At 53.6% G+C, this 12,012-nt stretch carries 10 protein-coding genes; 8 read left to right on the top strand and 2 right to left on the bottom strand.

The window, feature by feature from the left end:
• Positions 1-268: 268 nt before the first annotated feature.
• Positions 269-1,423: a penicillin-binding protein gene (locus M0R70_00290; GenBank protein ID MCK9417799.1), complete on the bottom strand. Its 1,155-nt coding sequence runs from the start codon at positions 1,421-1,423 to the stop codon at positions 269-271.
• A gap of 395 nt (positions 1,424-1,818) precedes the next feature.
• Positions 1,819-2,370, bottom strand: coding sequence for a TlpA family protein disulfide reductase (locus M0R70_00285; protein MCK9417798.1), 552 nt, complete (start codon positions 2,368-2,370; stop codon positions 1,819-1,821).
• Positions 2,371-2,650: 280 nt separating this feature from the next.
• Here M0R70_00285 and M0R70_00280 point away from each other — a divergent pair, with 280 nt between their 5' ends.
• From M0R70_00280 to M0R70_00245, 8 genes are all read left to right on the top strand, one after another.
• A complete protein-coding gene (locus M0R70_00280) occupies positions 2,651-4,471 on the top strand; it encodes a TIGR04442 family protein (protein MCK9417797.1) in 1,821 nt (606 codons plus the stop codon).
• A 2-nt stretch (positions 4,472-4,473) separates the two neighbouring features.
• The gene (lptF, locus tag M0R70_00275) at positions 4,474-5,649 is read left to right on the top strand and encodes an LPS export ABC transporter permease LptF (GenBank protein ID MCK9417796.1); all 1,176 of its coding nucleotides are present in this window, start codon (positions 4,474-4,476) and stop codon (positions 5,647-5,649) included.
• 169 nt (positions 5,650-5,818) lie between these two features.
• Complete coding sequence (lptG, locus tag M0R70_00270) at positions 5,819-6,904, top strand: LPS export ABC transporter permease LptG (GenBank protein MCK9417795.1); 1,086 nt, start codon at positions 5,819-5,821, stop codon at positions 6,902-6,904.
• A gap of 632 nt (positions 6,905-7,536) precedes the next feature.
• The gene (locus M0R70_00265; protein ID MCK9417794.1) at positions 7,537-8,220 is read left to right on the top strand and encodes a M50 family metallopeptidase; all 684 of its coding nucleotides are present in this window, start codon (positions 7,537-7,539) and stop codon (positions 8,218-8,220) included.
• Between the two features lie 23 nt (positions 8,221-8,243).
• Positions 8,244-8,873 carry a dephospho-CoA kinase gene (coaE, locus tag M0R70_00260; protein ID MCK9417793.1) on the top strand — a complete coding sequence of 210 codons (630 nt, stop codon included), beginning with the start codon at positions 8,244-8,246 and terminating at the stop codon, positions 8,871-8,873.
• Positions 8,870-9,334 carry a GNAT family N-acetyltransferase gene (locus tag M0R70_00255; GenBank protein MCK9417792.1) on the top strand — a complete coding sequence of 155 codons (465 nt, stop codon included), beginning with the start codon at positions 8,870-8,872 and terminating at the stop codon, positions 9,332-9,334. Before coaE ends, M0R70_00255 begins: the two co-directional genes overlap by 4 nt.
• A gap of 179 nt (positions 9,335-9,513) precedes the next feature.
• Positions 9,514-11,337, top strand: a complete 1,824-nt coding sequence (locus tag M0R70_00250; GenBank protein MCK9417791.1) for a hypothetical protein — start codon at positions 9,514-9,516, stop codon at positions 11,335-11,337.
• A complete protein-coding gene (locus tag M0R70_00245; protein MCK9417790.1) occupies positions 11,334-11,978 on the top strand; it encodes an MXAN_2562 family outer membrane beta-barrel protein in 645 nt (214 codons plus the stop codon). The genes M0R70_00250 and M0R70_00245 overlap by 4 nt, the downstream gene beginning before the upstream one ends.
• Positions 11,979-12,012 lie beyond the last annotated feature (34 nt).

Genomic DNA, 12,012 nt, shown 5'->3' with positions numbered 1-12,012 from the left:
TAATCAAGCACATTGTTTTAATCGTAATAACTTTGTTTGTTATTTCGACAGTCATATAAATATACCCATAACTTATAAATATCAATGAACTATTAAAATAATAATACGAATATAGTATTAATAACGTAAGTTGTATGTTTTATTATTGTAAAGGATTCCGACAGGATTGTTTCAGGTGAGCTTGAGAATGTATCGAAGAGGCACTTGCCAGGTAAATCAGGCGGTCTCTATCCGTAACCGACAGGCAGGGTCATTGTTAATCATGTGATTACTTCTTTTCTTCATCTGCGGTTTCCATGATCTGCTCCCGCTGGATCGCGTCGATCGCTATCGCACCCACATCATAACCAATGTAGGACATGCCGAGAGATTCGAGTTTTGACCGGACTTCCACTTCCCTGCCTTCGCCGCAGACAATTGCCCGTATCTTGTTCCCCTGCATGACAACGGGAATGCGTCCAGACGTCTCTCCCGCCCGTTCTTGCATCGACCCCTCCAGACTACTGAGTTCGTTCTGCAGGGCTTTCTCAAGCGTTGTCCTGATGGTCCCTCCCCTGCGGTAGAGGTCGTGTTCCCCGATGAGCGCGACAAGCATCCGCTCCAGCACCTGCTGATAGCACTGTCCGCTGTTCCCCGCTGTAAGCGCGGAGAGATCCATCCGGTTCGAACCTTCCGGACGAAGGTTCAGAGGTTCTTGAAGCGCCGCGGCGTATTCATCCTGGGTGATGTCTTTTGCCTGCTGCATATTGAACAGCACCCGTTTCTGCCGCTTTCCGGCCGCTTCCGGTCTCTTATAAGGGTTGTAATAGCGGGGGTTCGGGAGCATGCCGGCGAGAAGAGCGGCTTCCGCAATGGTGAGTTCAGACGCATGCTTGTCGAGGTAAAAACGGCTCGCGGCTTCTATCCCATAGATATTCTCTCCCCACTCGACCTCATTCAGGTAAATCTCGAGGATCCGGCGTTTGGAAAGGATTTCCTCCGCCTTCCTGGCCAGGACATATTCCCGCAGTTTGCGGGTCAGGGTCTTTTCCCTGGAGAGAAACACGTTCTTGATCATCTGCTGCGTGATCGTGCTGCCGCCGCGCGAGAATTTGCGCTTCTTGACGTCATGCAGCATGGCGTCACGCGTTGCCTTGTAATTCACGCCATGATGTTCAAAGAACGTATCGTCCTCGGCGATCACGACTGCATTGATGACGATATCGGGAAGGCCGGTTATGGGGACCCATATCCGGAACTTGCGGTCATAGTAAAGGGTCAGGGGGTTGTTGTCCTTATCAAGGACCTCGGCGGCGGCAGCCGGCCGGTAGTGTTTCAGGGTGGAAACATCCGGCAGGTTGGAGAGGACCCGCATGGTCCACACAACAATGATGAGGACGCAGAAAACGAACGCTCCGAGTCCGGCAAAAAGATACTTTTTCATGATGCCGCTATTTTTTTTCCTCACCGCTGTGCTGGTGAGGTTCCTCGTCCCTCTTACAGAGGGGACCTGATGCCGCGCCTCAGCCCATGCCCTTGTTGAACCTGCCGACAACGAGTGCGACAGCAATGAGGATCAGTGTTGTTGTTATAAAATCAGACATGCGATGAACTCCACGTTAATGGATCATGAAATGCAACTACTCAGGTTGGCCGCAAAAGAACGCAAAGAACTCAAAGAACATCCTTAAATTCATGAAAATACGGTATGTAGCGGCTTACGTTTATTGCCGTCTTTGGCTTTAGAGATATGTCCTTCTGATCAGATTAACCGCCCTCTTTGCTTTTTCCTTGTGATCTCTGCGATCTTTCGCGGCTAACAGATTTTGACCTGAGTAGTCACCTTGCTTCTATAATATTCCGTAGGATCTGAATGCTCGCGGGGTCGGTCCAGTCCCGTGGTCCGATCGCCTTGTATCGCACCACACCCTCGCGGTCCACGATATAGGTCTCGGGTAATTTGTACGTTCCATAACGCCTCGCGGCCTCGCTTCCGGGATCCAGGAGCACGGGGAGACTCAATCTGTTTTGCTGGATAAATGACGCCACGGTACCTGTTCCTCCCTCGTCCTCGTTCACGGCGAGCATCAGGAAATCTTTCCCCGGCAGTGAGCGGTACAGCCTTTCGAGCGTCGGCAACTCCTCGACACAGGGGGGACACCAGGTGGCCCAAAAATGGACCATAACCACCTTGCCCTTGAGGTCCGCAAGGCTGACAGATCCGCCTTCAATTGTCTTCAAACGAAATTCAGGCGCACGGTCTCCGCTGGTGACGGCCTTCGTTCCCGTTGCCCTGTCCATGACAAGCCATCCCGCGATAAAGAGGGCCATCAGCACGACAAGAACGACCAGGAAGGCGATCTTTTTTTTACTGCCGCTTACTATGGTCATAGAGGTTCAGGGTTCAGGGTTCAGGGTTCAGGGTTCACTGTTCAAAGTTCAAGGTTGGAAAGTCGGAAAGTATAAACCGTGAACCTTGAACTCTGAACCTTGTTAACAGTTCCATTCCGCTTCGCATTATACGTTTTCCCCAGTGGGGTATCAAGGGAAATGTGTCGCGCGATCCCCGATCCCCTGCCCGCGCGCATGACAAACCGATAAAACCTCCATAATTGAAGCGAACACCATTTTTCCGTTTGAAAATCCGGGTTTGTTTGCTATAATGCCCGACATGATTCAGGAAATAAAGCTGCACGGCAAAGCCAACGATAAAATAGACTATTTTGTCACGATCACCGGCGCCGATCTGAGCAGCAGGTACTGCTATGAATCGCTTCCCGAGGGGGACCGGTTCTTTTCCGGAAGGAACGAGTTCATCATCTCCCCTGACGGCATCAGCCATACGGGGACCGGCGGCAGCCTCTGCGAATACATGTTCGGCGTGGACCTGCCTCTCAAGGACCTCCTGCGCAAAGATGTTTCGAACCGTCTGGTCATGTATGGCGCCTTTTACGACAATACCGACAACATCACCTTCACCAACACCACGGCCGGCAAAGAGTCCTTCGACCACGTATTTCTTACCGGCAACGCCGTCTCAAACTACTTTTTTTTCGTTCACTCCTCGTTCCAGAAAGAGATCAGGGACATTCAGCGCGATATTCTGAAATACATGGGAAAGCAGTTGAAACGGAGCACGACCGTGGGCCTCTCCGATGACACCCGCCTCTGCCGGGAGCTCTTTGAGGCCTTTGGCGACGCGAAGGGTCTGGTTTTTCTTTTCCGGATGCAAAACCGGCATAACGGGGAATATTTCAATACGTTCAATAAATTCTATGCCGAGCAGAAAATGCTTTCCCCTGAGGCCCTCACCCTGCTGAACGACCTGGCGAACCAGTACAAGATCATCCCCTATCAGCAGGAACGCATCAAGATCGACGGGATGTACAAGCTTCCCGAGAACAAGAAGATCGTGGATGAATACAAGGACATCCTCATTACCGTATCGGAAAAAGGCCAGGTGAACCCCTCGGAGCTGGCAAAGCTCTCACGACTCCGCACGTTGAGTCTGCGTCTCAATATTCCCCACACGCTCTTCGACACGCTCGACGAGCTTCTTCTCAAGGACATGCAGATCGTCGAGGTGGAGGAACCGGATTATGTCAAGGACACGCGGGCGATCTTCGAGGGGCTCTTCTTCAGGACGGACAAGATCAGAGGACACCTTTCGCAGGAGGACCTCATCAAGCTCCTGATAGCCAAGCAGAAATCCACCGCGGTAAGGGACCAGGCCTTTGAGGGGCTACTACTCGACACGGTCAGGGTCTGCGACGAGCATGCGCGGGACACCAATGACATGTTCGCGCTCGAATCCATGAGCTCCATCCTGACCTATTTCGACCGGTACGACAGCGCGGCAAGCACGATCAACAATCTCGCGTTCATGGAGAACTCGACCCTGAGCGAAGACAACATCCGGAGCCTCTTCGGCAACAAGGAGGTCTTCGATCAGATCAGCCCTGATCTGTTCCGCGAGATATTCATCGATCCCCTCCGGGAGAACCGTTACCTGACCCGGTACGGCCGGAAAAAAGTCGACATGCTGTTTCAGGGACTCCTGCAGATCAAGACCGGCGACACGACCTACCGGGAACGGGCCGCGTCCATCACCATGATCAACGATGAAGACAAGCTCTACACCGCCATCCACCGCTACATCAAGGACCGTTTCAAAAGCATCTATGCGGAACTGAACTCCCGGGAGGACCAGGAGATCTTCATCCAGGACCTGAACCGCGAAATCCAGTCCAGGCAGATCGTGCAGGGCCCGGTCCCGCACACCATCTTCGAGGAGATCATTCTCGATATCCGGAAGGAGTCGTTCTACCTCAACAACCTCCTGCCGCACATCATCGTGTCCCGCGACAGCCGGGTGCGGGAGGACTTTCTCCTGAACAGCGGTCTCGACCGGTTCTATATCGAAGAGCTGGAGAATGATTACTTTGAAATGAACAAGATCGACAAGAACATCCTCGAGGAGATCAGAAAATAACCATGTTCAGACCCCGCATAGTGGACCGCTACATATTCCTTGAGATGCTGCCGCCGTTCTTCCTCAGCATGGCGGTGCTCTTGTTCGTACTTTTTCTCCAGAAGCTGTTCCGGCTCGCGGACCTGGTCGTATCGAAGGGCGCCACCCTTGCAGATACCGCCGAAGTGCTCGCCTACGTTGTGCCCGGATTCCTCGTCATCACCATCCCCATGTCGCTCGTCGTCGCGTCACTTACCACCTTTGCCCGACTCAGCTCGGACTCGGAAATAACCGCCATGAAGGCCTCCCGCATCAGCCTCTATCGCATGATCAGGCCGGTATTCCTGTTCGCGCTGATCGCCTTCTCGATCACGGCGTTCACCTCGCTGTTCCTCGTCCCCGGCGCGAACTCGGCGCTCAAGGCCCGTCTCTTCTCCATGGTGAAGTCACGGGCGCTGATCGGCATCGAGCCCGGCGTCTTCAGCAGCACCTTCGAGGGCATGGTCCTGTATGTCGACAAGATGGACCCTCAGGACAACCTGGAAGGCGTCTTTATCTCCGACGAACGTTCCGCCAGGGAACCCTTTGCGATCGTCGCAAAACGCGGGAAGCTCATTGCCGACCAGCAGGCCATGAACGTGACCCTCGCCATGCAGGATGGCGCCATTCTCACGCAGCCCCGCGCCGGCCAGGCCTACTCGCTCATGGGGTTCGACAACGCGCGGCTCAATCTCGACATCAGCAGCGCGCTCCAAAATAACGCGCCCGGGAAAAGCGTCGATGACTTTGATACTCTTGAACTTTTCCGTGAGATCAGACGATTGCGCCGGGAAGGGAAACCCTCCTATGTCCCTGAGACGGAACTGCACAAACGCCTTTCGATACCCTTTGCCTGCATTATTCTGGGTCTGATCGGCGCGCCGCTCGGCATCAGGCGAAGCCGTTCCGGCAAGTCCGCCGGCGTGGCCGTCGCGCTCCTGGTTTTTCTTGTTTATTTTATTATTTTGAGCGGAGCGACCAATCTTGCGGAGACCGGGACATACCCCGCCTTTCTCGCTTTTTGGATACCGAACAGTCTTATGACCGTGTCAGCGATCTTTTTTATCATAAAAAGAGGGCAGGAGATCAATTTCGGGATCGGACGCCGCATCAGCCGGCTCTACTATGGGATCAAGGCACGATTGAAAGGAAAGACTTGACGAGGCATCGCCGATGACCAAAGAAACAACTTAATAGAACGGTCTCACACAAAGCCACGGAGACACGAAGAAAGAAAAAGACTGTTCAGGTTTTCTTTGTGAGCTTTGTGGCTTTGTGTGAAATTAGTTTTTTATTTGGAAATTTGATTAAAGGTGCACACGAAAATTCATGACGATCCTGAGCAAATATATTTTCAAGGAATTCATAGCCCTCGTGGCGGGGGTCCTGATCGGCATTCTCGTCGTGTACCTCTGCGTCGATTTTCTCCAGAAGGCCGACAAACTCATCAAGTATCATGCAACGATCTCCCAGATCGCCCGGTATTTCCTTTACAGCGTGCCTGGCATGATATCGATGTCGCTTCCCATGGCCACGCTCATCGCCGCGCTCCTGTCGCTCGGCAACCTTTCGCGCCACAACGAGATCATCGCCATGCGCGCAGGCGGCGTGAGCCTCGCGAAGATCGTCGCGCCGCTCTTTGTCGGCGGTTTCCTGATCTCAGGCCTCGGGTTTGTCAACAATGAATTTGTCATGCCGGTCTACAGTTCCCGTGCCAATTACATCCGGAAGGTTGAGATCGAGAAGAGCCGGCAGCGGGTGATGTTCCAGCAATACAAGTTGTGGCTCCGCGGTCCGGAAAACAGCATTGTCAACATTGAACTGGTCTCCCCGAACCGGAACGAAATGCTGGGGCTGAACATCTACAAGCTGAATGCCGACTACTCAGTGCGGGAACGGATCAAGGCCGACAGCCTGGCATGGGAAAATGGGGCATGGCGCCTGAAGAACAGTTTTACCTTCACCCAGGTGAACGACGCGGTGCAGTCCCGCGCGTCCGACAATGAGGTCTTCAATATCGTGGAGAATCCCAACGACCTCGGCATGATCGTTAAAAACTCGGAGGAGATGAACTTCACCGAGATGTGGGACTACGTTAAAAGGCTCAAATTGAGCGGCTATAAGGCCGTGACGTATGAAGTGGACCTTCACAGTAAACTGGCATACCCGCTGGCCAGCCTGCTGATGATCATGATCTCCATTCCCTTCGGCGTCCATAAGGTGCGTTCCGGAGGCGCCGGCAAGGGGATCGCGCTTGCCGTCGCGATCGCCGCCGTCTACTGGGTGCTCACGAGCGTCGGCGCCTCTCTCGGACACTCAGGCGCCCTCCCCCCATCGATATCGGCATGGTTTGCCAACATATTATTTACCCTAACGTCGGTAATTGTGCTTTTCCGGATGCAACGGTCGATCTGATGCATATTCTCTCAAACCAGATTCCCGATTAAACCTTCGGGAATGACAGTATCTTCGCACAGTTTCAGTCATCCCCGAGTGCTCTTATCGGGGATATGGTAATAGGCGCTTACGCCTATAACATCGACAAAAGATTGTCGATGTTTGGTTTTTTTATGTTTTCATTGAGTTGTAGGGCAACCCTTCAGGGTTGCGGCTTTTCGGTATCAGCAAGGCTGAAGCCTTGCCCTACAAAAACGTTAAATTCGAACTGCCCCGAAGGGCCATGTTTGCCGGGCGAAGTCCCGGCCGACATGTAGTAACTAAAGAATCAAATTCATCTCAAAATGGATAGAATATTAAGACTAAAACTTAAAACCTTCTCTCGCGCAATGGCCTATGAAGGAAAAGCGGCCACTTAGCACGTCCGCAAAGGTCGCAAAGAACGACAAAAACAAAAGAGATTATTGTTTTAATTCAAGACGTACAAGATTTCCTTTGCGCGCTTTGCGGCTTTGCGCGAAAATGATTTTCCTGGTTCCGGCTTGTCCGGGTTAGGGGTAGGTACCGTCATATGCATACCCCACTTAAATAGAATTTAACAACGGAGTCAGAGAGGACACGAAGAAGATCGCTCCCGTTCTCCGGTTTACATGATGGGTAAAAAAATCCTGAAAATTCTGTTCGGCCTGTCGCTGGTGCCCTTCTGTCTGGGTTTTACCTGGCAGTTCGCGACAACGGTCTTCACGGTCCACTACCGGCCGGACACTCCCTATTACTTTTTCGCGGGCGGGCTGATCTACCTGTGCATCCATGTTCTCTTCAAAAAACCGGTCTTAACCTATGTCATCGGTCATGAGCTCACGCATGCCCTTTTCGCACTGCTCTTCGGAGGTTCCGTGAAATCCATCCATGCCAGCGACCGCGGCGGTCGTGTCACAATAACCAAATCGAACTTTATCATTACGCTTGCCCCCTATTTTTTCCCCCTCTATACGGTTCTTGCGCTCATCCTCTACTGGACAGCGCGCGCAGCTGATGCCCGGGGCATGGCGATCGATATTCTCGTTTTTCTGTCCGGCGCGACCTTCGCGCTCCACCTGATCCTGACACTCGTTTTTCTTCAGACCGACCAGAACGATATCAGGGAGGAAGGCGCGATTTTTTCGTATCCGCTGATCTTTCTGTTCAATATCGCATTTGCGGCGTTCCTTATCAAGGTTTACCTTGCAGACAACATGGACTATCTGGGTTTTCTCTCCGGTGGTATAATAAGAACCGGACGGCTGTTGCTTCCTTTTTTGCAAAAAGGATACGCGTTCATCCATGCCTCATAGGCGGATGATTGGCGGCATGATTAATGAAAGGCATTACGATGTTCTTCGTTGGACTCACCGGCGGTATTGCGAGCGGAAAAAGCCTTGTTGCGCGGGTATTCAAAGACCTCGGCGCCCATGTCATCGATGCCGACCGGATCGTACATGAGCTGCTCGAACCCGAACAGCAAGCCTGCCGGGAGGTGCTTGATCACTTCGGCAAAGAAATCCTGCTGCCGAACGGCGGCATCGACCGCAGAAAGCTCGGCGAGCTCGTATTCAACGATCCTGAGAAACGGGCATGGCTGAACAGCTTCCTCCACCCCAAGGTCTTTAACACCTATACCGTCCAGGTACGGCATCTTCAAAGCCGGCAGCCGGACATCCTCGTCATTCTTGACGCCGCTCTTCTCATTGAGACCGGATACCACCGGAACATGGACAGGATCGTCGTGGTCTACGCAGACCGGGAACAGCAGATCAAGCGCCTCTCCCTTCGCGACAAATTCACGCGCGAACAGGCCCTGGCAAGAATAACGAGCCAGATGCCGCTCGCCGAGAAACGCGCGCATGCTGATTACGTCATCGACAATACCGGCAACCGGGAGGCTGCGGAGGCACAGGCTCGGGAAGTGTTTCTCAAACTGAAGCAGGACGCGGAGACAACAGCGTGAGAACCCGCACTGGTTTGATCATCCCCATGAGGCGCTCGCATAGAGAGGCCTGCGCTGCCATCACTGCCGCCTCGGAACCCTGGAAAACACTGCATGAGCGGGTCGACTTTTCAGCATACCTTGCGCGCAAGCAGGCTTACGTCTGCACGATCAGAGATGCTCCCGTGGGATTCATTCTCTTCACGCCGGAACCGGTGTTTGCCCGTGGCGGTTATATCCGCGCCATCGGCGTTGCTCCGGATATGCGCAGACAGGGCATCGGCAGAAAGCTCCTCGCCTTCGCCGAGTCCCGTATAGCGCGACGATGCCCGAATGTCTATCTCTGCGTCTCGTCCTTTAATCGCCAGGGCCAGGCCTTCTATAAAGGACTGGGATACGCGCGGATCGGGAAACTTTCCGGCCTGATCGTTCCGGACGCCTCGGAGTATATCTATTGGAAAAGACTCAAGACGTCAAGCTGACCGCGGCATGATCCATACGATTTCCCGGTGACCAAACAGTCCAATTTCCCGTCGAATGAGGCCGACGCTGCGAAGGCTTCACCATACCTGCCGCATCAGCGCGCAGCAGCAGATTTTCCTTTGACTTTCCTGTTTTCATCTGTTAAGGTTTATCATATTTTTTTACCGGGGGTCAATCCATGAAGCGAATAGTTTCCTCTTTGCCGTTTGTCGCGGCGTCTGCTGTTTTTTCTTTTTTTATCTCACTCGCTCCCGCAGGAGTTGACGCGGCCGAGCATCAAGTGGGTTCTGCGAGAGAGTTCAAAACCATCCAGGAGGCGATCTCGTCTCCGACCTTTTCGGCCGGTGACTCGATCGTGGTCGATCGGGGCATTTATGCCGGCCCCATCACGCTGCCGCACAACGTCACCATCAAAGGCGCGGAAACCGCCAAGACCTTTCTGACCGGCAACGGCGGCGGGCCGGTGGTGATCGTCGATGAAACACAGAACGTCGGAGCAATCGGCGCGGGCACCGTGAACATCCGTAATTTTACGTTCGTCAATGCATCAACCGGCATCAGTGTCTTGAACAATACCGCCAACTCCACCACGGTCAACATTATGAACAACGTGTTCGCGGTCGGTCCGGGAGGCACGGCCATCACCGAACAGAGCTCCATTCACACCAAGGTCGCCAACAACACCTTCTTTCAAAATGGGACCGCCCTCTCCTGTGATTGGGACTTAGATATTTCCAACAACATTTTCTCGCTCAATACCACAGCGATCGCCTACGCGACGGCTTACATCACGAATAACGCCAACAAGAACAACGCCTTTTTCGGAAATTCCGTGAGTGGCCCCACGGGCATGAATCCAATCGCGGGCGACCCCCTTTTCGTGGACCCGGTCAATCATGATTTTCACCTGAAGCAAGGATCGCCCTGTATCGGGACGGGGAATAACAGCGGCTCGCCGAATGACATCGGGGTATACGGCGGCTCTTCCGCGGATACGATCCCCTTCAAGATATCTGACCTCAGAGTTGAATCTACCACGGACACGTCGATCGATCTCAGCTGGTCGCCAAACAACTGCTATCTTGTGACGAACACAACCTCAACCCTGGTCGGTGGCTACCAGCTCTATTTCGGTTCGGCTCCCGGCACCTATACCGGTATACTCACGAGCAGCGGGACCATTACCTCTCCCATTCAGGTGGGGGCTTCTACCAGCTACACCCTGTCCGGTCTGATTCCTCCATCCACACCTCTCTCTGCGCCGGTCCTTGATGCGCCGAGCCCGCGCGACTCAAAGCTCATTCTTACCTGGTCCGCGGTATCCGGCGCAACAGGTTACCGGGTGCATTACGGCATATCCTCCCTCGACGAGCACGATCCCATTGACGTCGAGAACACAACATCCTACGAGCTCTCAGGACTTACTAACAATCAGACCTACCTCGTGGCGGTGTCTGCCTATGCCCGGCAAAAATACTTCTTCGCGGTCACCGCCTATGATAATCAATTCAGCAGCAGCGCTACAACGTCATTGCGTGAGAGCATCTATTCGGAAGAGACATCGACCCAGATCGGCGCAACGCGGTACAGCGATTTATCGAACGTGCCCCCCGACGTCTATCCCGAAGAGGTCATTGCGTATCCAGCCCTGCCGGACTCGGGCGGGCGTTGTTTCATCGCAACAGCCGCCTACGGATACTACTCCGCACCCGAGGTGCAGGCCCTGCGCGCATTCCGCGACCGCTATCTCCTGACCTCCGCGCCCGGCAGAATGTTCGTTCACTGGTATTATCGACACGGCCCTGCCGCTGCAACGTTCCTGAACGACCATCCCGGATACAAGCCCCTGGTGAGAATGGCGCTCATGCCTGCCGTGGGCGCCTCGATCTTAATGACCGGGACGTCGATGAGGTTCAAGGCAATTATGTTTCTGGTCCTCGGGGCAGCCATCGCCTTTGGATTCTTCAGAAAAAGATTATCAAGGACGGGAGGGCTTCGTTGAAAAACATTATTGCTTTTCTTATCCTCATGTTCATGATTCTTCCTTCAGCGGCAATGGCCGAAGACCCGATCCTGAGACAACCCCACTGGTCGCTGGAAGTAAAGGGCGGCAGGTTCACGCCGGTGCTCGAAAACTGGTCGCAGTTCTATGGGAAGAGAAGTATGCCCGAGTATGCGGCAACGCTGGCATACAAGCTTGTGCGTCAGGTCGAGGTCGGCGTCGGGGCAGGCACGCTCAGGGGCAAGGGGCAATCCTATGCAGTGCGTCATGGGATCTCTGTCGGCAACGTGACCTACGAGCTCTATCCGGTCAATGTCTTCGTCCTTGCGCGCGGCATTCTGAACGAAGATCAATGGCTGGTTCCCTACCTCGGCGGCGGCTGGACCAGGATGTACTACCGGCAGAATATCCAGGATCAGGGTACTGTGCGCGGCCATGCCGACGGATATCATATCAGGGGAGGATTGCAGTTCTCCCTGGACTACGTTGACCAGAGCTCATCAAACAGGATGTTTCTCGACTATGGCGTGTACCATACCTATTTCTTTATTGAGGCCGAATACACCCGTGCGATCGTGCGCTCTGTTTCGACCAACCTGGGAGGCACTGCCTACCTGGGGGGGCTGCTGTTCGAGTTTTAGCAGGTTGTTGAAAAAGTCTTTTTGTGGTCCGACA

This window comes from Nitrospirota bacterium, assembly GCA_023229435.1.
Taxonomy (GTDB): Bacteria; Nitrospirota; UBA9217; order UBA9217; family UBA9217; genus JALNZF01.
This window is presented reverse-complemented; position numbering and strand designations above follow the sequence as displayed.

Excerpts from the sequence above, each read along its gene's own strand:
- M0R70_00290 (MCK9417799.1), bottom strand. The coding sequence starts at position 1,423 with ATGAAAAAGTATCTTTTTGCCGGACTCGGAGCGTTCGTTTTCTGCGTC.
- M0R70_00285 (MCK9417798.1), bottom strand. The coding sequence starts at position 2,370 with ATGACCATAGTAAGCGGCAGTAAAAAAAAGATCGCCTTCCTGGTCGTT.
- M0R70_00280 (MCK9417797.1), top strand. The coding sequence starts at position 2,651 with ATGATTCAGGAAATAAAGCTGCACGGCAAAGCCAACGATAAAATAGAC.
- lptF (MCK9417796.1), top strand. The coding sequence starts at position 4,474 with ATGTTCAGACCCCGCATAGTGGACCGCTACATATTCCTTGAGATGCTG.
- lptG (MCK9417795.1), top strand. The coding sequence starts at position 5,819 with ATGACGATCCTGAGCAAATATATTTTCAAGGAATTCATAGCCCTCGTG.
- M0R70_00265 (MCK9417794.1), top strand. The coding sequence starts at position 7,537 with ATGATGGGTAAAAAAATCCTGAAAATTCTGTTCGGCCTGTCGCTGGTG.
- coaE (MCK9417793.1), top strand. The coding sequence starts at position 8,244 with ATGAAAGGCATTACGATGTTCTTCGTTGGACTCACCGGCGGTATTGCG.
- M0R70_00250 (MCK9417791.1), top strand. The coding sequence starts at position 9,514 with ATGAAGCGAATAGTTTCCTCTTTGCCGTTTGTCGCGGCGTCTGCTGTT.